This window comes from Mesonia oceanica, assembly GCF_902499555.1.
In the GTDB taxonomy this organism is placed as follows: domain Bacteria; phylum Bacteroidota; class Bacteroidia; order Flavobacteriales; family Flavobacteriaceae; genus Mesonia; species Mesonia oceanica.
On the sequence record NZ_CABVMM010000021.1, the window covers coordinates 1 to 21,001 of the forward strand.

At 35.8% G+C, this 21,001-nt stretch carries 25 protein-coding genes; 23 read left to right on the forward strand and 2 right to left on the reverse strand.

Going from position 1 to position 21,001, the window contains the following annotated elements; genetic code table 11:
* Window positions 1-240: 240 nt before the first annotated feature.
* The 10 genes from FVB9532_RS18285 to FVB9532_RS18330 all read left to right on the forward strand — a co-directional run bounded on the left by FVB9532_RS18285 (window position 241) and on the right by FVB9532_RS18330 (window position 9,069).
* Window positions 241-1,188, forward strand: coding sequence for an NADP-dependent oxidoreductase (locus FVB9532_RS18285; RefSeq protein WP_150546630.1), 948 nt, complete (start codon window positions 241-243; stop codon window positions 1,186-1,188).
* A complete protein-coding gene (locus FVB9532_RS18290) occupies window positions 1,172-1,975 on the forward strand; it encodes a pirin family protein (protein WP_228482392.1) in 804 nt (267 codons plus the stop codon). The genes FVB9532_RS18285 and FVB9532_RS18290 overlap by 17 nt, the downstream gene beginning before the upstream one ends.
* A gap of 94 nt (window positions 1,976-2,069) precedes the next feature.
* On the forward strand, window positions 2,070-2,651 hold the full coding sequence (locus FVB9532_RS18295; protein WP_194716580.1) for an SRPBCC family protein: 582 nt from the start codon (window positions 2,070-2,072) through the stop codon (window positions 2,649-2,651).
* Window positions 2,652-2,699: 48 nt separating this feature from the next.
* Entirely contained in the window at window positions 2,700-3,593 is an 894-nt protein-coding gene (locus FVB9532_RS18300; RefSeq protein WP_150546631.1) for an NmrA family NAD(P)-binding protein, read from the forward strand.
* An 87-nt stretch (window positions 3,594-3,680) separates the two neighbouring features.
* The gene (locus FVB9532_RS18305) at window positions 3,681-4,763 is read left to right on the forward strand and encodes an alkene reductase (protein WP_150546632.1); all 1,083 of its coding nucleotides are present in this window, start codon (window positions 3,681-3,683) and stop codon (window positions 4,761-4,763) included.
* A gap of 50 nt (window positions 4,764-4,813) precedes the next feature.
* Window positions 4,814-5,680, forward strand: coding sequence for an alpha/beta hydrolase fold domain-containing protein (locus FVB9532_RS18310; protein ID WP_194716581.1), 867 nt, complete (start codon window positions 4,814-4,816; stop codon window positions 5,678-5,680).
* A 165-nt stretch (window positions 5,681-5,845) separates the two neighbouring features.
* Window positions 5,846-6,613, forward strand: coding sequence for an SDR family NAD(P)-dependent oxidoreductase (locus tag FVB9532_RS18315; protein ID WP_150546634.1), 768 nt, complete (start codon window positions 5,846-5,848; stop codon window positions 6,611-6,613).
* A 142-nt stretch (window positions 6,614-6,755) separates the two neighbouring features.
* The gene (locus tag FVB9532_RS18320) at window positions 6,756-7,187 is read left to right on the forward strand and encodes an ester cyclase (RefSeq protein WP_228482393.1); all 432 of its coding nucleotides are present in this window, start codon (window positions 6,756-6,758) and stop codon (window positions 7,185-7,187) included.
* A gap of 44 nt (window positions 7,188-7,231) precedes the next feature.
* Entirely contained in the window at window positions 7,232-7,981 is a 750-nt protein-coding gene (locus tag FVB9532_RS18325) for an SDR family NAD(P)-dependent oxidoreductase (protein WP_150546636.1), read from the forward strand.
* A 167-nt stretch (window positions 7,982-8,148) separates the two neighbouring features.
* A complete protein-coding gene (locus FVB9532_RS18330; RefSeq protein ID WP_194716583.1) occupies window positions 8,149-9,069 on the forward strand; it encodes a helix-turn-helix domain-containing protein in 921 nt (306 codons plus the stop codon).
* Window positions 9,070-9,078: 9 nt separating this feature from the next.
* Here the strand turns inward: FVB9532_RS18330 and FVB9532_RS20000 are convergent, their stop codons facing one another.
* A complete protein-coding gene (locus FVB9532_RS20000) occupies window positions 9,079-9,351 on the reverse strand; it encodes a hypothetical protein (protein ID WP_194716584.1) in 273 nt (90 codons plus the stop codon).
* Window positions 9,352-9,523: 172 nt separating this feature from the next.
* On the opposite strand from FVB9532_RS20000, the gene FVB9532_RS18340 reads away from it, so the two are divergent.
* The 12 genes from FVB9532_RS18340 (at window position 9,524) to FVB9532_RS18395 (ending at window position 19,533) form a co-directional block, all read left to right on the forward strand.
* Window positions 9,524-10,456, forward strand: coding sequence for an AraC family transcriptional regulator (locus FVB9532_RS18340; protein ID WP_150546638.1), 933 nt, complete (start codon window positions 9,524-9,526; stop codon window positions 10,454-10,456).
* A gap of 97 nt (window positions 10,457-10,553) precedes the next feature.
* Window positions 10,554-11,396 carry an SDR family NAD(P)-dependent oxidoreductase gene (locus FVB9532_RS18345; RefSeq protein ID WP_150546639.1) on the forward strand — a complete coding sequence of 281 codons (843 nt, stop codon included), beginning with the start codon at window positions 10,554-10,556 and terminating at the stop codon, window positions 11,394-11,396.
* 87 nt (window positions 11,397-11,483) lie between these two features.
* Window positions 11,484-11,918: a tautomerase family protein gene (locus FVB9532_RS18350; protein ID WP_150546640.1), complete on the forward strand. Its 435-nt coding sequence runs from the start codon at window positions 11,484-11,486 to the stop codon at window positions 11,916-11,918.
* Window positions 11,919-11,928: 10 nt separating this feature from the next.
* A complete protein-coding gene (locus FVB9532_RS18355; RefSeq protein ID WP_228482394.1) occupies window positions 11,929-12,843 on the forward strand; it encodes an N-acyl homoserine lactonase family protein in 915 nt (304 codons plus the stop codon).
* A 101-nt stretch (window positions 12,844-12,944) separates the two neighbouring features.
* Complete coding sequence (locus tag FVB9532_RS18360; RefSeq protein ID WP_194716585.1) at window positions 12,945-13,094, forward strand: hypothetical protein; 150 nt, start codon at window positions 12,945-12,947, stop codon at window positions 13,092-13,094.
* Between the two features lie 113 nt (window positions 13,095-13,207).
* Complete coding sequence (locus FVB9532_RS18365; protein WP_150546641.1) at window positions 13,208-14,098, forward strand: NAD(P)H-binding protein; 891 nt, start codon at window positions 13,208-13,210, stop codon at window positions 14,096-14,098.
* Between the two features lie 19 nt (window positions 14,099-14,117).
* Window positions 14,118-15,038 carry a helix-turn-helix domain-containing protein gene (locus FVB9532_RS18370; protein WP_150546665.1) on the forward strand — a complete coding sequence of 307 codons (921 nt, stop codon included), beginning with the start codon at window positions 14,118-14,120 and terminating at the stop codon, window positions 15,036-15,038.
* A 140-nt stretch (window positions 15,039-15,178) separates the two neighbouring features.
* Window positions 15,179-16,201: an alpha/beta hydrolase gene (locus FVB9532_RS18375; RefSeq protein ID WP_150546642.1), complete on the forward strand. Its 1,023-nt coding sequence runs from the start codon at window positions 15,179-15,181 to the stop codon at window positions 16,199-16,201.
* A gap of 333 nt (window positions 16,202-16,534) precedes the next feature.
* A complete protein-coding gene (locus FVB9532_RS18380; RefSeq protein ID WP_150546643.1) occupies window positions 16,535-17,380 on the forward strand; it encodes an SDR family oxidoreductase in 846 nt (281 codons plus the stop codon).
* 12 nt (window positions 17,381-17,392) lie between these two features.
* Window positions 17,393-17,641, forward strand: a complete 249-nt coding sequence (locus FVB9532_RS18385; protein ID WP_150546644.1) for an Atu4866 domain-containing protein — start codon at window positions 17,393-17,395, stop codon at window positions 17,639-17,641.
* Window positions 17,642-17,657: 16 nt separating this feature from the next.
* Window positions 17,658-18,572 carry a helix-turn-helix domain-containing protein gene (locus tag FVB9532_RS18390; protein WP_150546645.1) on the forward strand — a complete coding sequence of 305 codons (915 nt, stop codon included), beginning with the start codon at window positions 17,658-17,660 and terminating at the stop codon, window positions 18,570-18,572.
* A 76-nt stretch (window positions 18,573-18,648) separates the two neighbouring features.
* On the forward strand, window positions 18,649-19,533 hold the full coding sequence (locus FVB9532_RS18395) for a DMT family transporter (protein WP_228482395.1): 885 nt from the start codon (window positions 18,649-18,651) through the stop codon (window positions 19,531-19,533).
* 297 nt (window positions 19,534-19,830) lie between these two features.
* Here FVB9532_RS18395 and FVB9532_RS18400 read toward each other — a convergent pair whose 3' ends face one another.
* On the reverse strand, window positions 19,831-20,184 hold the full coding sequence (locus FVB9532_RS18400) for a winged helix-turn-helix transcriptional regulator (protein ID WP_150546647.1): 354 nt from the start codon (window positions 20,182-20,184) through the stop codon (window positions 19,831-19,833).
* Between the two features lie 86 nt (window positions 20,185-20,270).
* Between FVB9532_RS18400 and FVB9532_RS18405 the strand changes: the two genes are divergently transcribed.
* The gene (locus FVB9532_RS18405) at window positions 20,271-20,867 is read left to right on the forward strand and encodes an NAD(P)H-dependent oxidoreductase (RefSeq protein ID WP_150546648.1); all 597 of its coding nucleotides are present in this window, start codon (window positions 20,271-20,273) and stop codon (window positions 20,865-20,867) included.
* Window positions 20,868-21,001 lie beyond the last annotated feature (134 nt).

Genomic DNA, 21,001 nt, shown 5'->3' on the forward strand with positions numbered 1-21,001 from the left:
ATTACACTTTTCCTTGCAATTTAAGTCATTGATTTAGTAGATGTTTTTAACATAATTAAATGATAACTAGAGAATTGCATGATTGCTAAGGTTTGACTATATAATTTAAGGCACCTTTAAAGTAGGTGCCTTTATTATTTAGTAGTTCCTTTTAAATCACTACAGTGATTTGATACAAGTTTGACCATAGGTTTCTGTGCAACTTTGTGATATCAATTTAAACCAATAAAAATTAATATCATGAAAGCAATTGTGTACAAAAAATTCGGAACAACAGATGTTTTACAAATGGTAGAACAAGTCAAACCTACTATTAATTCAAACCAGGTGTTGGTAAAGGTAAAAGCATTTTCCATTAATCCTATGGATTGGAAAATCAGAAAGGGGGAAATGAAATTGATGTCGGGGTCCAAATTTCCGAAGCATACTGGAGCTGATTTTGCCGGTATCGTGGAAGAAGTTGGCTCTGGGGTTAGTCATCTAAAAATGGGAGATGCTGTATTTGGCGTCGTTAAAAATTTAATGAAAGAAGGTGCATCAGCCGAGTATGTTGCGGTAACCTCTTCATTGGTCTGGAAAAAACCTTCCAATACTACCTTTGAGCAAGCAGCATCCATTCCTGTAGTGGGTACCGCTGCACTTGCGGCTTTAGAAAAAATGGGAAATATCACTGCTCAAACTGCTATACTGATAAACGGTGCTACTGGAGGATTTGGGATTTATTTACTTCAATTATTAAAACAACAGCAAGCTAATGTAACAGCTGTAACGAGCACCAAAGGAATGAAATATGCAAAAAATTTGGGTGCCAACACAGTAATAGATTACACCAAAGAAAATGTATTGTCAAGGAAAGACAGCTATGACATTGTAGTGGATTTGTCTGGTAAAATGAGCTACAAAAATGCCAAAGGGATTATGAAATCAAAAAGCTTGTTTTTAAACGTGACACCTCAGCCAATTGAAATTCCTACTTCGTTATTCAAGAACTTATTTACCAGTAAAAAACACGTTGTAGTGCTTTCAAGTCCTTCCACAAAACAAACCGAGACGCTAGTCAAGGCTGTAAATAACGGGTTACAGATTGAAGTCAACAAAGTATTTCCATTTAGCCAATTTAAAGAAGCCTATCAATACGCGGAAAAAGGAGGCTATATAGGCAAAGTAGTGATTGAAGTCAATTCTTAATTATAGCCTTCATTTTCAATTAACAATTGTAATTATGCTAAGAAAAATAGACAATACCATAAAATATGGGAAGCAGCACGGTGGATTTGGGATACAGATTTTATATCCTGGGCTAATAATGCCCGAACTGAATGATACAGGCTTTTCTACAATTGGAAGGATTGACCAAGCCCGTATAACTCCTGGTACACTAATCCCAATGCATCCGCATAAAGATGATGAAATTTTTACCTACCTACGTAGAGGTAAAGTCAAACACAAGGATTCCGAAGGGCATATGGATACCATTTCAAATCAAAAGTTAATGATGATGAATGCGGGTTCCAGTTTTTACCACGAAGAAAAAACTTTGGAAGAAGATGGTACTCTAGAAGGGCTGCAGATTTTTATCAGACCCGAAGTTAAGGGACTAAAACCCCAAGTACAATTTCATCAATTACCAGAAGCCTATAGTCTTAATCAATGGCGAAAAATAGCTGGTAAGGACAATGATTATCCTTTACAGATAAGAAGCAATACCTGGATACTGGATATGCAGTTGCAACAAGGTGAAGAATCTTTTTTGCCCGAGCTATCTATCGAGGATACCTCATTTCTATTTTATGTGTTTAATGGAGACATTCAAGTCAATGCTGACGTACAACTAAGAACCGGCGAAAGTGCTTTAATAGAAAATGAAAATCCGACTTTCATCGCCATTGAAACTACTGACATCGTTTTATTTATTACGCAAACCAATGCAAAACATTTTGATGGTGGTATGTACAGTGGCAATCTGCACAAATAGGGATTTTATCTAAAAGCAAAACAGTGATTTGATACAAGTTTGCAGGCAAGGTTCTCAGCATCTTTGTATAGTAAATAAATTAAAAACTTAGAAAATGAAAACAACAAAAAACAACAAGAAGGTTTCGAACAAAAACCCCGAAATAACGGTAGTAACCATCATCAATTCCAAAATAGATAGTGCATTCGACTATATACCTCCTATCAATTTAATGCACATCTTCCGAGGTAACGCAATGATTCCAGCGATTGTAGATACTAGTATTAAGCAAGGTTGGAATAAAGCGGGATTGAAAAGGACAGTCTACTTTGCAGACGGATCCACTTCGGAAGAAAGTCTTTTAACAGTGAATGCTCCAACTTCCTTTTCATACAAAAACGAGCATTTTACATCAAAATTACTTGCAGCACTACTTAAAAGAATTGAGGGGGAATGGTTGTTCACAGATTTAGGAAACCATCAAACCAAAATAGAATGGACGTACCGTGCAGTTCCAACCAATTTTATTTCAAGAATTTTTATCAAGTTGGTTTTGATAAAAGCTTTTGGAGCAGTGCTACGGAATGCTATGGATATCATTAAAAATGACCTTGAAAGTGGTCAGCTTGAAAAAGGAACCACCTGGAACACTAAAAAACAGAACAGTGATTTGATACAAGTTTTCGCAAAAGCCTAATCGCACCTTTGTAGTGTAAATAATTAATAACAACAAAAATAGTAAAAGATGAAAAAAATAGTAATCCTCGGAGCCACAGGAACAGTAGGAAGTAAAATTGCCAAAATTCTTTTAGAAAAAGGAAAGCATCAGGTAAAACTACTAACAAGAAATCCCGATAAATTAAAAGACTTTAAAACTTTGGGAGCAGAAATAATTTCAGGAGATGTCAATGATGTAGAAACCATTACTGAGGCATTCAAAAATGCGGATAGTGCTTTTCTCATTTTACCCGATAATGTTAAGGCAGAAAACACCCGAGCCTATCAAAGACAAGTTACCGGCAATTATCTGGAAGCCATTCAAAAATCAGGTATCAAACATATTGTAAATATGAGCAGCCTGGGCTCCCATCTGCACGAAGGCAACGGTATGATGGCCGGTACAGGAGAACAGGAAGTAAGATTAAATCAGCTAAAAGATGTAAATGTACTGCACCTTCGGTCTGCCTACTTTATGGATAATTTCTTAAGAACCATTGGGTTGGTAAAATCAAAAGGGATTAATGGAACCCCAGCGGTTGGTGATCACGCTATCCCTATGGTGGCAACTCAGGATGTTGCGGAAGTAGCAGCGGCACATTTAATAAACCTAGACTTTACAGGTAAAAGTGTGCATGCGGTAATGGGGCCAAAAGATTATACGTATAGCGAATTTACCAACATCATCGGCAATGCCATTGGTAAACCCGAATTGCCCTATGTGCAAATTCCAGCAGACCAAGCGAAGCAAGTATTTCTGGGTAATGGTTTTTCAGAAGACTTTGTGGATAATCTGATTGGTATGGCCGTAGCTATTAAAGATGGCATTTTCAACTATCAGAAAAGAGATGCATCTACCATCAGTCCTACAACGGCAGAAGAATTTGTATCTGAGGTTTACATACCTGCTTATAACAGCTAATAGTAAGAGTGATTTGATACAAGTTTTTAAAGAACGTTCGACACATCTTTGAAAATAAATAATAATGATAATTAAAAAATAAATACCATGAAACTTTTAGAAAAAACACAGTTTGGAAATTTAGAATTAAAGAACAGAATGGCAATGGCTGCCATGACCCGAAGCCGGGCAGATATTCACGGTGTAGTGGGTGAAATGACCGTGGAATATTATACGCAACGAGCGAGTGCAGGTTTATTGTTTACGGAAGCCATCAGAATAAGCGAAGAAGCTACCGGCAGTCCGCTTACTCCAGGCATTTTTACCAATGAGCAAATTGAAGCCTGGAAAAAAGTGACCCAAGCAGTGCATGATAAAGGAGGAGTTATTATAGCCCAACTATGGCATACAGGCCGTGTAGGGCATTCCACAGATAGAAAAGGAAAACTGCCATTGGCGCCATCCGCCCTGCCTATTCGAGGGATGCAACATTTTACTTCACAGGGCATGAAGGAATATGAAACACCACAAGCAATTACGCTAGAAGAAATTAAACAAACAATTAAAGATTTCGGGCAGGCGGCAAAAAATGCCATAGAAGCGGGTTTTGACGGGGTTGAACTTCACGCTGCTAACGGCTATTTACCGAGTCAGTTCTTGGCGGAAAGCTCAAATCAAAGAACGGACAAATATGGTGGTAGTATTCCAAACAAAGTACGCTTTGCACTGGAAGTCATGAAAGAATTGATAAAAACAGTTGGAGGCGATAAGGTTGGTATTAAAATTTCTCCTTTGCATCCTTACGGTGATATGATATTAGATGCCCCTGTAGAGACCTACAGCTATTTGATTGAGGAATTGAATAAACTAGACTTTGCTTATGTAGAATTGATGAAGCGCAGTCCATCTTTCCCCTCCCCATCACATTATCCCAACGTGGATGACATAGAACTGTTCGGTAACCAAATTAAGCAAACTGTTATTGCAAATTCAGGCTATGATAAGGCTTCGGCCGAGGAAGAATTAGAAAAAGGAATTGCCAGTATGGTTTCCTTCGGAACACTATTCTTGGCCAATCCAGATTTACCCAAACGTTTTGAACTGAATACAGAATTAAATCAACCTGATAGAGCGACTATGTTTGGTGGCAGTAAAGAAGGTTATATCGATTATCCATTTATAAACAAATAAAAAATTATATACAAATGAAAAATATAGTGAAAACCATAGTGATGCTGGCAGTGCTCCAGTTCACTAATACGAATGTATTTGCGCAAACTATCGCAGATAGTACTATGCAAAAAATAAATGAATTTAGAGGTTTCTATGAAACTTTAGGGAAAGTTTATCCTCCCAATAATACGGTAAGTATAAATGAAACCACCATTTCAGGAGTTAAGAGTTACATGTTTAATCAAGAGATGTTGAGTAAAAAAGAAATAATGGTGTATCTGCATGGTGGTGTATACACCTATGGAAACTTTAATACGTATCAAGCAATGATATCTCATTTAGCCAGATCGTTCAATTCGCCCATTTTATACATAGAATACGCATTGTCTCCAGAACATCCATATCCTACTGCGAACAACGAAATATTCAATGTGTACAAAGAGCTGCAAAAAAAGTATAAGGATTATAAAATAACCGTAATGGGTGATAGTGCTGGAGGTGGCCTGGCAATAGCATTGATAAATGATGTACAAATAGCCAATCTATCCATGCCTGCCTCGTTAGCGTTAATCTCTCCGTGGATCGATTTAAAGTGTGATAATAAATCCTATGAGACCAGACAGGCATTGGATCCCATTCTAAGCAAGGATTTTCTTTATAACCATGCATTGATGTACGCCTCAAATAATATTCAAGAGGCAGATCCCAGTGAATTGAAATTCAAAGAATTCCCGCCTGTGTTCTTGCTGGTCGGCACGGACGAGGTATTGAATGATGATGCCAAAAACTTCTATGCTTACATTAATCCCATTCAAAAGAAATCTAAGTTTAAGGAGTATGAGGGGCAAAAACATGTCTGGCCGTTTGCTCATATTGATTCAAAAGAATCGATGGAAGCTATAGAAGACATTAAGCAGTTTATATCGTCAAATTAGAAATTGGCTTAATAACATTCTAGTGATTCGGGAGGTGTATTCCATCTTCATTTCTTGTTTCGCTATTTAAAACCAAGTTTTGGCTAAAGTAATCCACGTTATGGATAAATCCGTGACGAGTTATCCTAAGATATTTGCATTGAATATTTAATTAAAAAAAAGAAAATGTCAAACAACAAAATTGCATTAGTCACCGGGGGAAGCCGTGGACTAGGGAGAGATATGGCTATTAGCTTATCTAAAAAAGGATTGGATGTGATAATCACCTACCAATCCAACAAAGAAGCAGCAGATGAGGTTATAGGTCAAATTGAACAAAATGGACAAAAGGGCTTTGCTATTCACCTTGATGTCATGGATCTAAAAAGTTTTGATACTTTTAGTTCTTTACTAAAAAGTTCTTTAAGTAAATCTTTCGGTACAGAAAAGATAGATTATCTTGTTAATAATGGGGGATTCATCCATTATGCCAACTACACCGACGCCACGCCAGAACAATTTGAGGAATTACTTAATGTTCATTTCAAAGGACCTTTTTTCCTAACTCAAAAACTTCTTAATGAACTCATTTTAAGAGATAATGGAGGTATCGTCAATATATCCACAGGGCTAGCACGATTCACAACTCCAGGATTTGCAACCTACGCTGCTATGAAGGGAGCTATGGAGACACTTACCAAATATCAAGCCCAGGAATTGGGTAAAAGAGGGATCAGATCTAACATAGTGGCACCTGGCCCCATAGAGACAGATATCATGGGTGGTGCTGTAAGGGATAATAGTGATATGAATACCCACCTTGCATCACAAGCAGCATTGGGTCGTGTAGGACTGCCAGATGATATTGGAAGTGTCGTTGCCTTTTTATGTACCGATGATTCCAAATGGATAAATGCACAACGTATAGAGGTTTCCGGAGGGTCAAACCTTTAATTTATATCACAAGCTTTTATTAACTCTCTATGTAATTAAAGTATAACTAAGGAGGATACATCCAGTTGAGTTGGGATCCTCCTAGTTTATTTAATCATTGTAAAACATAGAAAATCTATCAATACAAATGGAAAATACTAATTTGGTCAACGGTCTGACCCAAGAAGAAATAGGTACAATAGAAACATTTTACAGTGCCTGGAAAAAAAATATCCCTGAATTACTAAATGAGGTCTGCACCCCTGATTGGCAGGACATTCCACTGGCGCCGGATCAACAGGAGGGACCAATAGGGTTACAGATAATTATGAGCAAACTTATTGACACCTTTCCCGATATAGAGGTGGTCATTCACGAAATTTTTGGAACTCATGAAAGAGCTGGGGTAAGAGCTGAATTAAAGTTTACACATAATAAGGATTTACTGGGAATACCCTCAACAAATAGAAAAGTGGCAATTGCGCTTCACGAGTTTCATCATCTTAAAAACGGAAAACTTACGCACACTTGGCATCTGGAAGATTGGTTTGGTCTTTTAATGCAAAGTGGCGCTTGGCCTGCCGGAACGTTATAAACAAGGCGCCATATCGCAATTAGCTTCAACTTAAATTGAGAAGTATGTACGAGGAATTAAAAGGGAAAAAAGCGCTTATAACCGGTGCTACTAAAGGAATAGGAAGAGGTATTGCAGAAAAGTTCTCTTCACTTGGGATTAATTCAGTGTTGAATTATTCGAATGACGACATCGCTGCAATTGAAACAGAAGAAATAATTAAGGGATACGGTATTGAATATCATTTTGTAAAGGCCGATGTTTCCGACCCAGATGATATACGAAGACTATTTTCGTTTGCGTCTGAAAAATTTGGTCAATTGGATATCGTTGTTGCAAACGCGGGAATCGAACTCATTGAAACACCCGTTCTAGAATCGACTGAATCTGATTTTGACAAGGTATTTGATCTTAATGTAAAAGGCACGTTTTTTGTCATGCAGGAAGCTGCCAAGTGTCTAGCGAACAATGGAAGGTTGATACTCATATCTTCGACAATGAGCATTCATCCTGATTCAGGAGCAGCTATATATGCGGCCAGTAAAGCTGCATCTAAGCTCTTTGTAGATGTTTTGGCTAAAGAACTGGGGCCAAGACACATAAATGTTAATTCTGTGATGCCGGGAATTATTGATAATGCAGGTGTTATAACCGATCAACCTATAGAAATTAAAAAACAGATGATGGCAGGAAGTCCTTTCAATAGGTTAGGTACACCTGAAGACGTGGCGAAAGTTGTGGCGTTTTTGGCTTCTGATGAAGGAGCGTTTGTACATGGGCATCATTTGCAGGTTAACGGGGGATCCATCTATTAGCTTTAAAAAAGGATTCAATGAATAGCATCAATGGGTTAGAACATTGATTTTAACCATAATTTTGGTTCCTATCGTGGTCTATCTTTTATATAGGATTCAACATTTCCTTGGTAACTGGTTAAATAGATAAATTTGTAAAACAGAATATAGTCAGTAAATACATCATAATGAGCAAGCAGATTAGAAAATTAAGAACTATTTCAGAATATCATAGGCTACGGAATTTGGAAAAACCAAGACATCCATTGATCAGCCTTGTAGATTACTCTCAAATTATTGATTTACCTGAACATAATAATGTTAACTGGTTACATGATTTCTATTCGATAGCATTAAAAAGAAATCTGGATGTTAAAATGATATACGGACAACAAGAATACGATTTTGACGAAGGCCTGATGTCTTTTCTTGCCCCTAATCAGGTTTTGAATATCGTGGTCGAAAATGAAACGGAAAACAGTAAACGAGAGGGTTGGCTGTTATTCATTCACAAAGATTTTCTTTGGAATTCAACGTTGGCCACCAAAATCAAATCATATAACTTTTTTCAGTATTCTATAAACGAGGCACTCTTTTTATCGGATGAAGAGGAGCAGATCATAAATTCAGTATTTCAAAATATTAATCGAGAAATAAATGCTAATATAGATACCTACAGTCAGAATATCATCATCTCGCAAATTGAGTTATTGCTAAACTATTCAGAGCGTTTTTATAACCGGCAGTTTATTACCCGAAAGAAGGGGAATCACAAAATATTATCACAGTTGGAAGCTTTTTTGAATGATTACTTTAGTAGCGATAATTCAATAAATAAAGGATTACCTACTGTTCAGATGGTCGCTCAATCACTAAATGTTTCTGCAAACTATTTGAGTAGTGTACTTAAATCCCTTACCGGTTTAAATACCCGGCAACATATACACGAAAAACTCATAGAGTTGGCAAAGGAAAAACTTTCTGCCACAAATCTTACTGTGAGCGAAGTAGCATTTGACTTGGGCTTTGAACACGTACAGTCTTTCAATAAACTTTTTAAGACCAAAACCAATCTATCGCCACTAGAGTTTAGGGCAAATTTTAATTAATGGGATTGTTTAAGCAGCAGAACTTTTGAAAAGACTAGAATCGTTCAAATAATAGATTTGACTAAACCTTCCATAGATTTGGAAAAGTGAGAAATTTTTTAATATACCTATTTTGGATTCTACTTTTATGTATTCTCGATTATGCCAGCCTGCAGAATCAAACTGAGGTGATTTGTAAGTTTGGTCTATATAGACAATCATACCCTCAAATCCATGATCAATAGCTTCATCCATTTGACCCTGAACTGTCTCTGGTAGCGGCAATATCAATGCTTTTACCAATCATTTACCACTTTTCAGATTAATTAATCTGGCAACCATAAACATTGATGAAAAATGGATGGCACCTCTGCAAAATTGGAGACTAACTATACAGCAATTAATAGATTAGGCAGAGTTTAATTTACAGAAGTAACATTTTTGTTTTAATAGTATAATTTTATAGCTTTATCTAATGGCAACATCAACAAAAATATCTCGTCATAGCCTTGTCGAGTTTGCAGAGCAAAACTTTGATTCACCAATTTTCTCTGTGAATCAATACCCCCTTGACAGTAAGCTTTTCGTGGTTGAAAATAGAGATAATTATCCTATCGAAGATTATATTTCACCCGGGAGAAGGGATTTTTACAAGGTATTTCACATTTCATCCGGTACAGGAACTTTAACGGTCGGATTACATAAGTATGAGATGAAATCCAACCAGATTGCTTTTGTTCATCCAGATGAGATTATGTCTTGGCAAACTACTTCTGAAGAAACCGGAGGTTATTTTTGTTTAATACATCCTGATTATTTTGAAGGCTATCCTCATGTTGCAAAACTATTCAGAACATATCCTTTTTTTCTTGAGGATAATGCAGTAATTAAATTACCCAACAACGTTTCAGTATCAATAAATACTAATTTCTCAAGTATTCTTTTGGAAGAGCGAGGTAAGAATAAAGACAAGAAAGATGCTATTATAATACATCTTCAAATGATATTGTTGGAGGCGAAACGGGCTGGTAAGAATATATCTAATGCTCCTGTTTCTGAATCGTATAGTTATATCCATAATTTTCTTTCCTTATTAGAGACCAATTTTCAGATACATCATAAAAACACTGTGGTTCGTCTAAAAACAGCTTCTGAATTTGCGGAAGAATTACACCTACATCCCAACTATTTAAACAATTTGGTTAAGGCTCAAACAGGAAAAACACTGAGTAATCATATTCAGGAACGATTGATTTATGAGGCGAAGGCACTCTTGATTAAAACAAACTGGGATATTAGCACCATTAGTTATAGTTTGGGTTATTCAAACCAGGCAGCTTTCACATCTTCCTTTAAAAGAATGGAGCGCATCACTCCATCAAGTTTCAGAAAAAACATGCTCCCTTAGGTGGATATTTGATATTAATAAATTCTTCTTTTGTACAGATAAGGGCTTAGGCGATTCCTCACCGTTACTTTGCACCATAATTAAAAACTAAATAATTATGGATCAGAATAGAAAAACGTGGTTAGTGACCGGTGCATCAAAAGGTATTGGACTTATACTCACAAAAGAATTAGTATCTCAAGGTTATAATGTTGTTGCAACCAGCAGAAACAAAAAAGCACTTCAAAAAGCCGTGGGAAACTATGATAATTTTTTAGCTACTGAAGTTAATCTTATTAATGAAGAAAGTATCTCAATAGCGGTAAATGCGGGAATCGAAAAATTTGGAAGTATAAATGTATTGGTTAACAATGCGGGTTATGGTCTCATTGGCGGCATAGAAGAAGCTACCGATAAAGAAGTTCGCAAGAGCTTTGATGTAAACGTCTTCGGCGTTTTGAATACGACTAGAGCTTTGTTGCCACATTTCCGTGAACAAGGAACGGGTCATATATTTAATTTATCCTCCGTTTTTGGTTTGATAGCCGGTGCCGGTTGGGGCGTCTATTGCGGGAGTAAGTTTGCTGTTGAAGGAATTTCAGAAGCACTTGCCCAGGAAGTAAAACCTTTTGGAATCAATACAACAATTATTGAACCTGGTTATGTGCGCACCAATTTTCTAGAAAGTGGTTCTATTGTTACACCAGATAAACCTGTTGATGCCTACGCAGCAATTCAGGAAGAAAAGCGTAAACATCTAGAGGAGATTCCAGGAAAACAGTTGGGCGATCCCCAAAAAATTGCAGATGCCATCATTGAACTCTCTAAACAAAAAGAAGCACCTATACGTGTATTATTGGGAAGCGATGCATTAGAGTTTGCAAACTACAAAGTAAAGAAGTTAAAAGAAGGCTTTGAGGCTAATAAAGAAATGACCTTATCAACTGATTTTGCATCGTAGGAATGTCACAATAGTTTTTTTCTTAAATGCCATTGCTGATTGTTCTTTTAAAACAGTGATGAGGCATTTTATTTTAATTATTAAAATATGCCACTAATATATTTCAATTGTCCACAAAAGACTTTTACTCCGGAAATAAAGGACATCTTAGCAGAACAATTAACGACTATCGCATTAAAAGTCGAAAATCTACCTGATACAGATTTCGTAAAAAGTACTTGCTGGATTTACTTTAATGAATACCCACGAGAAAATGTCTATCACGGTGGTTTCAATAAAGGAACTCACGTAATAAGTCTAGAAATAAATGCTTTTAAAGGCGGTCTCGATAGAGCGCAGAAAAAAGAGTTTATTGTCCGATTTACAAATTGTATCCACAAATATGCAGGTTTCGATAGCGATCAACTTTCTCCGGTTTATATAATATTTAGAGATATAGAAACACAGAACTGGGGAGTTTTGGGGAACATAATTCAACTAGAAGATTTAAAAAATCCCCCTGATAATGCTAAACCTATTTAAAATTAAGAAAATGAGAAATACAAAGAATTTTACTATAACGAGAAAGCGATTTCTAAAAAGTCTTAGTATTTTGAGTGCATTGACTATAACGCCCATAAGCTATGCCTCTATAGATGACAGAGAAAACGTGATGAAAATAAAAAATAATCTAAATTCCAATGTAGATAGGCTCTATATTTTAAATGGAGGTTTAGCTATCGCACCTGATCAATCTATGTACACGCCAGGAAAGTTTAAGGATAAACCAATTACTTTAACTTGTAATGCGTACCTAATACATCGTAAAGGACAATGGATTTTATGGGACACGGGTATCAATGAATCTGTTTTTGAGGAAATAGGTGGGAAAATTATTGCTCATGGAATAAGGGGTGTTGTAGTGCGACCACTTGTCGAGCAACTTGCTGATATTGGGTTAACACCCCAAGATATAGATATCGTGATACTGTCTCATGCACACTTTGACCACGTTGGCAATGCACATCTTTTTCAAAATGCCAAATGGTATATACAGGAAGAAGAGTATAGGGCAATGTTCTCACCTAAATATGAAGATTATGGTTATTTGCCCCAGCTCTATGATTTCCTAGAAAAAAAGCAAATCATAATGGTTAACGGAGACTTGGATATCTTTGGAGACACCTCGATAAGGATAATTTCAACACCAGGACATACCCCCGGACATTGTTCCTTGATGGTGCGTCTGAAAAACAAAGGCATTGTAATACTTTCTGCTGATGTTGCCCATTACAAATATAATTTAGAACATCTCAGCGTACCTCAATTTAATAGTAACATATCAGATTCTATTGCATCAATGAAAAAAATAGAGCAAATTATAGCAACGACCAACGCAAAACTATGGCTAAACCACGACATTAAAGCATCAGGCATTAAAAGATATGCCCCTGCATTTTATGAATAATATTGATTTGTTTGCTGAAAACCTGACCGCTAATTAGTAAAAGATCAATAGGTAGCCTAGTAAGTTTTTTTATAATCGGTATATCCGGTAAAATGTTTCACATGAAGCATCTGCTGGATTTAAATGCTATATTTTTTATTTTGGCTTTAGGAATTATTGCCACTCTTTTACCAACCCTTTGTTATGCTTATGCCTCATCAGTTTTAGTTTCAATAACTGTTGGCAGCAAGGCAAACCAAGACCACCCATGACCCAAATATTTTAGCTGTTTACAAACATTTCATTTTGACTACAATAAGGATCGTTTTGGCTACAGTGGTTGTTTACTAACACCGCAACTTTGTAGAAACAAAAAAGACTGAAAATGAAAATTGTAGTAACAGGCTCATTGGGCAATATCAGCAGACCTCTTGCAGAAGAATTAATTGCAAAAGGAAATTCGGTAACAGTTATAAGTAGCAGTCCCGAAAAACAAAAAGAAATTGAAAGTTTAGGAGCAAAAGCAGCCATAGGTACTATGGAAGATGTAGCTTTTCTAACAGAAACATTTAAAGGTGCTGATGCAGTGTATTGTATGGAAACGTTTGGCTTCTTCAATCCAGATTTTGATTATCTACAATATATTGACCAGATTGCACACAATTACAAAGATGCAATTGAAGCATCCGCAATAAAAAAAGTGATTCATCTGAGTAGCATTGGCGCTCATACTTCTGAAGGTGTCGGTATTCTGAAATTCCATCATTCCGCAGAAAGGATAATGAACCAACTTCCGGAAGATATAATCATTAAATTCATTAGACCAGTTGGGTTTTATGTGAATCTATTTGGTCAAATTCCAACGATTAAATCCCAAGGTATTATCGTTTCTAATTTTGGAAATCAAGAGAAAGAACCCTGGGTTTCGCCTTATGACATTGCTGATGTGATTGCAGAAGAATTCCGACTTCCATTTGATCATAGAAAAATTCGTTATGTGGCTAGCGATGCAGTTTCGGCTATTGAAATTGCGGAAACATTGGGTAAGGCAATTGAACAACCCCATTTAAAATGGGTAACTGTAACTGATGAAGAATATTTGGATGGTTTACTAAACATTGGAATGAATAAGCAGATTGCTGAAGACTATGTGGCTATGCAGGCAGCTCAACGAACAGGAAGTATTTACCAAGATTTCAATAAACACAAACCCACATTCGGCAAAGTGAAATTCTCTGATTTTGCCAAAGAGTTTGCAGCCATATACAACAAATAACAGGTATCTTTATCACAGCATGCCAAACAGAAAACCATATAGAATTAAAACGATTAGTGAGTTTCATAGATTCAGAGGTCTACCAGTTTCCGAGCATTCTTTAATCAGTGTCGTAGATTACGCTTCAATTAAGCATTCCAATGAAAATAATTCAATGAGTTGGGTGCTTGATTTTTATGCTATTTCTTTGAAAAAATCATATCATACCAAGTTTAAATATGGACATCAGCAGTGCGATTTTGATGAAGGTTCACTGTTTTTTATGGCACCTAACCAAGTATTTCGTGTAGAGGTTGAAAAAAACCACAAACAAGTGAACTCAGGATGGCTATTACTTATTCATCCTGAGTTTATTTGGGGTACAACATTGGCAAAAACTATCAAAAAGTATGATTTTTTTGATTATGCCATAAACGAGGCATTGTTCCTATCGCCTAAGGAAGAATTTACCATCAACAATATTGTTAGAAATATTCAGCAAGAGTATCAAACAAGCATAGATAAATTCAGCAAACAGATCATTAGTACGCATATTGAAAACTTGCTCAGTTATTCAGAACGGTTTTACAATCGTCAATTCATCACAAGGGAAAAGACCAATCATAAAATTCTAGAACGTTTGGAAAAGCTCTTGACAAATTATTTTAACAGTGATGATTTGATAATTAAAGGCTTACCATCTGTTCTATATGTTTCCGAGGAATTGAATGTATCTCAAAGTTACTTAGGTAGTCTACTTAGGGTGCTAACGGGACAAAATACGCAGCAACACATTCACAACAAATTGATAGAAAAAGCGAAAGAAAGACTTTCTATAACAGACCTTTCAATTAGCGAAGTTGCCTACGAATTAGGCTTTGAACATTCGCAATCGTTTAGCAAACTGTTTAAAGCAAAAACAAATTTCTCCCCTTCGGCATACAGAAAATTCCTTAATTAAGTCAACGTAAGCTGTATTTACTAGCATCATTATAAACTATCATATTTCATGTATGCAGTGAAACTTGATTGAAAAGCAACTGGTTAAAGTTCATCATACTATAGGGCTGTTCAAGGGAGTCTTCATCTAAAAAAATTCTTATGGACTTAAAAAAAAAGCAAACTGATGCCAATTTAAAACCTGGAAATCGAACGGTACCGGGGCGCACAATTCCAGTACCGCATAAGGATATCAGTGAAAGAGCTAAAGAAATGATTGCCGCTCCATATAATGTTTTCATCAATTGGAATCTTAATCCTCCCACAAAAGAGGATTGGCGTAAAATTGTCACTAAGGTAAGTGAAAGTTCAGCACCAGCGGTTAACAAATTGATTAAAGACCTAGGTTTAAAAGTTGAGCAACTTCAGATTGGGGGTGTAAAGTGTTATAGATTAACTCCGGGAAGCATCCCTGAAAATCATCGCAAACAGCTAGTAATTGTCGCGCACGGAGGTGGATACGTTTATGCTCCTGGGATTGGATCGGTTAGAGAGGCAGCCATGTTTGCCGCTTTTGGTGGCTACACTACGATCTCGGTTGATTATAGTTTGTCTTCCGAGACTCCTTTTCCTGGTGCCATCGAAGATATGATTGACGTTTGGCAAACAATACTAACAGAGTATGACCCTCGTAGTATTGCAATGACTGGTACTTCAGCCGGAGGGGGCCTTATTATGGCAACAATTTTAAAAATTAAAGAGCTTGGGCTTGCAATGCCAGCAGCAATAGCTCCGTCTTCCCCATGGGCTGATCTTACCGAAACAGGTGACAGTTATAAAACCAACGAATGGCTAGACAATATTCTCGTGAGCTATTCAGGTTATTTAGGGCTAGCCGCAAAACTTTATGCCAATGGCAATGATCTTAGTCACCCTCTATTATCTCCTATAAATGGTGATTTTGAAGGTTTTCCACCTACCATTCTCACATCTGGCACCCGAGACCTCTTTTTAAGTAATACAGTAAGATCTCATCGCAAATTGAGACGCGCCAGTGTGCCTGCGCAATTACAGATTTATGAAGGTATTTCTCATTCTCAACTTTCCTTTGACCCAGACCTTCCAGAAACACGAGAAGCCTATCGTGAGATTGCTGCATTTTTCGATCAATACCTCATTTCGTAGTATTTTCTATTTTGGACTACTAATTATTTTCGTTCAATCTGAAAATCGTAAATCTAATTGATGAAAATAACGTTGAAAAGCAAAACCGCTAACGATGACTCTAAATAATTGCTCTTTTTCGTCTACATTAGAAATTCCGTAGAAGTTTGCAACATGGTATGTACTTTTGTAAACTTAAGTGCTAACCCACGCAAATATTCGAGCAGATCCCGTTAGCGATAATACGACCAAAAATCATTCAATAAAATAGATTTGACTAAGCCTTCCATAGATTTGGAAAAGGGAGAGACTTTTTAATATACCAATTTTGTATCATCATCTAAATTTAAAAAAATGAATACAAAAAAAGTATGGTTTATTACAGGAGCATCCAAAGGATTAGGGTTAACACTAACAAAAAAATTACTCAATCAAGGTTTTAACGTTGCTGCCACCTCACGAAGTAAAAAATCTTTGATCCAAGAAGTTGGAGAAGAAAATGAAAATTTCCTAGCCTTGGAGATGGATTTGACCAATAATGAAAACGTCAAAAAAGCTATTGAGGCCGCTAATGCTCATTTTGGTAAAATTGATGTGGTAGTCAATAATGCTGGTTACAGTCAAATAGGAACTTTAGAAGAACTTTCTGCAGACGAAGTAGAAAATAACTTTAAAGTGAATGTATTTGGTTCTCTTAATGTTATTAGAAATGCTGCTCCCTATTTACGCAAGCAACAATCTGGACATATTTTCAACATTTCTTCGATAGGTGGTTATACAGGAAATTTTGCCGGTTTTGGTATATACTGTTCTACGAAATTTGCCGTTGCAGGTTTTACAGAAGCCTTAGCTGAAGAAATGAAACCCTTTGGAGTTCATACTACTTTAGTTTATCCTGGATATTTTAGAACCAATTTTTTATCGGAAGGTTCTGTTCAAACTCCAGCATATGAAATTGAAGATTACAAATCTGCTCGTGAAATGGAACAAGCACATTTAGATGACATTAATGGTAATCAACCCAATGACCCAGAAAAAGCAGCGGACGTATTTATTTCATTAAGTGAACAAGAAAATCCACCTGTACATTTCTTTATGGGAGAAGATGCATATCACTATGCAAATCTTAAAATTGAGACGGTTAAAGAAGCTATGGCAGAGAATAAAGTCTTAGGAACATCTACAGGATTTAAAAATTAAATTTTTAGGGAAATGACCATAGAAGAATCAAAGGAATATATTGGAATGTGGGTAACAGAGGATGGTAACATTCGTCACGAATTATTGCCTAATAATCGATATGATGAAGCAAGAGGCAATAAAAAAAGTGCTTATCAGGGTGGTTACAAAGTTTCAGAAAATCATATTGATTATAAAGATGATACAGGGTTCACAGCTGATGGGGAATTCAGAAATGGAATCCTATATCACGCAGGAATGGTATTATACAAAGAAAATTAATTCTTACTTTTAAAAAATGAAAACCATACTTCGATTTAAATCCCTTAGTGAATTTCATAGCTATAGTAATTTAGCCAAGCCAGAGCACCCCTCAATTAGCCTGGTAGATTATAGCAACGTAAATTATCCAACAGATACTGATAAAATTAAATGGATACAAGATTTTTATTCGATTGGTTTAAAACGAAATGTAAGCGAAAAGTTCAATTATGGACAGCAAAACTATGATTTTGATGAAGGTGTGTTGTCTTTTGTTGCACCACAACAAACCCTGAACATACAAATAAATCAAAATGTGAAAGTAAATGCAACTGGGTGGTTATTATTGATCCACCCAGATTTTTTATGGAACACAGCCTTGGCTACAGGTATTAAAAAGTATGGCTTCTTCGGTTATGCCGTAAATGAGGCGCTATTTTTATCAGAAAAAGAAGAACATAATTTAGTAGCGCTATTTAAAAACATTCAAAAAGAATATCAATCGAATATTGATAAATTCAGTCAGAATATCATTATTTCACAGATTGAATTACTACTGAATTATGCGGAACGTTATTACGAAAGACAATTTATAACAAGGAAAATTACCAACCACCAAATCCTCACAAGATTGGAAGAACGTTTAAATTACTATTTCAACAACCCGGAGATTTCAGCTAACGGAATTCCGACGGTGAGCCAAATGGCAAATGATTTAAATCTTTCACCAAATTACTTAAGCAGTATTTTAAAAATAATTAGCGGACAAAGTACGCAGCAACACATTCAGAATAAACTTATTGAAAAAGCTAAAGAAAAACTATCGACTACAGAACTAAGTATAAGTGAAATTGCTTTTGAATTAGGTTTTGAACATCCCGCCTCATTCAGCAAACTTTTTAAGAATAAAACCAATAGTTCACCTATTGCATTTAGACAGTCTTTTAATTGAAAAATCCTGTAGAAATAAAGTTATAAACTGATAATAAATCATCTTAAATATGCTGTATTAAAAAATAAATTCTCGGATGACCCATAAAACAGGTTTTTTTGCCGCTTTATTTTCTGCCGTAGCTTGGTCAACAACAGGTATATTTGTTAGATTTCTAAATGGTTTCTCCTCCCTGGAAATCGTAGCTGGGCGTTGTTTGATTGGGCTGTTATTTATTGTTTTATTTTTTGGTTTTCGCCATCCAGGCTTGTCAAAGAAAATATTGATATCCAAGCAAGCTTGGTTTTTAGGCCTTCTAATGGCCGGTTATTTTTTATTGGTAGTAACTGCTTATCAAATCGCTCCAGTTGCAGAGGTCGCTATTCTAACAAATACAACTCCATTGTTTGCCATTTTCTATAAAAGATTGAAAGGATTATTAATTACGTCCAAGCAGGTTTGGGGAGTATTGCTGGGAATGATCGGAGTTATATTAGTGGTAATCTCAGGAACTTCATCTAATCCGGATTCAGCAAATAGTTTACATCTTATCGGTGATTTAATGGCCTTGATTGCTGGAGCAGCCATGGCCATATATTCCATTTTTTACAATACAATATCTTTAGTTAAAAAGCCTTCCTCGCAAGTAGCTACGTTTTTCACATTTTTGATAGGTAGCCTAGTAAGTCTTTTTATAATCGGTATGTCAGATGAAATGTTTCATATGAAGCATTTGCTGGATTCAAATGCTATATATTTTATTTTGGCTTTAGGAATTTTTGCCACTCTTTTACCAACCCTTTGTTATTCTTATGCTTCATCAGTTTTAGCTTCAATAACTGTTACCTCGCTAAGATTGCTCACCCCTCTATTCGCAGCCTTTCTAGGTATTTTGTTTTTCAATGAAATTCCCAATGTATTATTTTGGCCTGGAGCTCTTATTCTATTTATAGGGTTATATCTAATTATTAAGGAAAAATAACTAACTGGGAACTAATTTTAACTCTATCTATCATCTCCTTAAAAGCAACCAATTTAACAGTTCACGGAAACTACCACGAATAAGATGTATATTCAGGCCATACTGATCATCATCCCTCTAGAGAATTTTGGTTAAAAAGATAAATTACACTTGGTATTCAATAATTTTTTTAGATATGATGATAGCAGATCATTGACTATAAATATCACAACTATGGAATTAGAAAATGATAACTGAAGCATCAGCCAGATTGTAAATTTCAGTATCTTATTCTTAAAAGCATTCGTGAAACTCTCGTCACTTGTTAATAAACTCTCCTTTTTCAACAGTAACCTGTTTACCCCATTCATTCAAAGCTTGCAAAACAGGGATGAGGGTTTTACCAAACTCCGTTAGGTCATAGACTACTTTTATTGGGGGTTTTTTCCCATAAACTTTTCTAGTTATTAAACCATCTTTCGCCAACTTTTTTAATTGTAAACTCAATGTCATTTCAGTTACGGTATGCATTTCTTTATGGAGCTCATTATATCTTTTTTTACCGTCCTTTAGATAATACAATATAACTGCTTTCCATTTTCCACCAACCAAATCCATTGCGAAACTAACCGGGCAAGGATAAAGTTTTTCTTTATGCTTTACATAATTCATAATCAATAATTTTAGACCTATCTATTTTGATAGTTATTGTAAAGATAGGTAACTATTAATAATTTTGTAGCTAAACTTTTTATAGTATGATATTAGTCATTTTAGCACATCCAAATTTTGATAAATCTGTTGCAAATAGCACAATTATCAATGAATTAAAAAAAAGCAACCTGGAATTGGAAATTCGAGACATTCATAGCCTCTATCCTGATTATAAAATCGACGTGAAGGCCGAACAAGAAGCTTTGTTACGGCATCAAACCATTGTTTTTCAATGTCCATTTTATTGGCTGAATATTCCTGCAATCTTAAAAATTTGGTTTGAGGAGGTATTTGAATATCAGTTTGCTTATGGCTCAAAAGGCGATAAATTAAAAGATAAAAATTTCATATTGAGCTCTACTGTTGGCGCAGGCGAAAAAGAATATAAATTAGTGGGAAAACATCATCGTGACATATCCGAATTTATTAAAAACATAGAGCAAACGGCTTATGGGTCTCAAATGAATTACTTGCCTCCAACTTTCCTCTATAGTTCTTCTTTAAAGGCGGGTAACCTATCAGATGAAGTTTCAAAAAGAGCGAAGGAGCACGCAAAAAAATTAATTACCAGACTTACTGAAATAAACGAATTAAGTAAAACCAGTGGTGAAATAATATCTAAAGTGTATACGAAAAACTAAATGATCAGTAATCGTTTCAGCCAATAGCGTGTTAATAAGGTTCTTCAGGTTTTCTTAATTATTTAGTTAAATGACTGTCGAAAGTGTATAGGTTCATTTCAATTTTAGAACAATTGCGAATATTCAAATTCTAG

What these genes read in the sequence shown, in the direction of transcription:
- FVB9532_RS18370 (WP_150546665.1), top strand. Translation starts at nt 14,118, where the DNA reads ATGCCAAACAGAAAACCATATAGAATTAAAACGATTAGTGAGTTTCAT.
- FVB9532_RS18345 (WP_150546639.1), top strand. Translation starts at nt 10,554, where the DNA reads ATGGATCAGAATAGAAAAACGTGGTTAGTGACCGGTGCATCAAAAGGT.
- FVB9532_RS18300 (WP_150546631.1), top strand. Translation starts at nt 2,700, where the DNA reads ATGAAAAAAATAGTAATCCTCGGAGCCACAGGAACAGTAGGAAGTAAA.
- FVB9532_RS18400 (WP_150546647.1), bottom strand. Translation starts at nt 20,184, where the DNA reads ATGAATTATGTAAAGCATAAAGAAAAACTTTATCCTTGCCCGGTTAGT.
- FVB9532_RS18360 (WP_194716585.1), top strand. Translation starts at nt 12,945, where the DNA reads ATGAAGCATCTGCTGGATTTAAATGCTATATTTTTTATTTTGGCTTTA.
- FVB9532_RS18395 (WP_228482395.1), top strand. Translation starts at nt 18,649, where the DNA reads ATGACCCATAAAACAGGTTTTTTTGCCGCTTTATTTTCTGCCGTAGCT.
- FVB9532_RS18350 (WP_150546640.1), top strand. Translation starts at nt 11,484, where the DNA reads ATGCCACTAATATATTTCAATTGTCCACAAAAGACTTTTACTCCGGAA.
- FVB9532_RS18385 (WP_150546644.1), top strand. Translation starts at nt 17,393, where the DNA reads ATGACCATAGAAGAATCAAAGGAATATATTGGAATGTGGGTAACAGAG.
- FVB9532_RS18330 (WP_194716583.1), top strand. Translation starts at nt 8,149, where the DNA reads ATGAGCAAGCAGATTAGAAAATTAAGAACTATTTCAGAATATCATAGG.
- FVB9532_RS18285 (WP_150546630.1), top strand. Translation starts at nt 241, where the DNA reads ATGAAAGCAATTGTGTACAAAAAATTCGGAACAACAGATGTTTTACAA.
- FVB9532_RS18295 (WP_194716580.1), top strand. Translation starts at nt 2,070, where the DNA reads ATGAAAACAACAAAAAACAACAAGAAGGTTTCGAACAAAAACCCCGAA.
- FVB9532_RS18390 (WP_150546645.1), top strand. Translation starts at nt 17,658, where the DNA reads ATGAAAACCATACTTCGATTTAAATCCCTTAGTGAATTTCATAGCTAT.
- FVB9532_RS18325 (WP_150546636.1), top strand. Translation starts at nt 7,232, where the DNA reads ATGTACGAGGAATTAAAAGGGAAAAAAGCGCTTATAACCGGTGCTACT.
- FVB9532_RS18315 (WP_150546634.1), top strand. Translation starts at nt 5,846, where the DNA reads ATGTCAAACAACAAAATTGCATTAGTCACCGGGGGAAGCCGTGGACTA.
- FVB9532_RS18365 (WP_150546641.1), top strand. Translation starts at nt 13,208, where the DNA reads ATGAAAATTGTAGTAACAGGCTCATTGGGCAATATCAGCAGACCTCTT.
- FVB9532_RS18305 (WP_150546632.1), top strand. Translation starts at nt 3,681, where the DNA reads ATGAAACTTTTAGAAAAAACACAGTTTGGAAATTTAGAATTAAAGAAC.
- FVB9532_RS18405 (WP_150546648.1), top strand. Translation starts at nt 20,271, where the DNA reads ATGATATTAGTCATTTTAGCACATCCAAATTTTGATAAATCTGTTGCA.
- FVB9532_RS18355 (WP_228482394.1), top strand. Translation starts at nt 11,929, where the DNA reads ATGAGAAATACAAAGAATTTTACTATAACGAGAAAGCGATTTCTAAAA.
- FVB9532_RS18375 (WP_150546642.1), top strand. Translation starts at nt 15,179, where the DNA reads ATGGACTTAAAAAAAAAGCAAACTGATGCCAATTTAAAACCTGGAAAT.
- FVB9532_RS18340 (WP_150546638.1), top strand. Translation starts at nt 9,524, where the DNA reads ATGGCAACATCAACAAAAATATCTCGTCATAGCCTTGTCGAGTTTGCA.
- FVB9532_RS18380 (WP_150546643.1), top strand. Translation starts at nt 16,535, where the DNA reads ATGAATACAAAAAAAGTATGGTTTATTACAGGAGCATCCAAAGGATTA.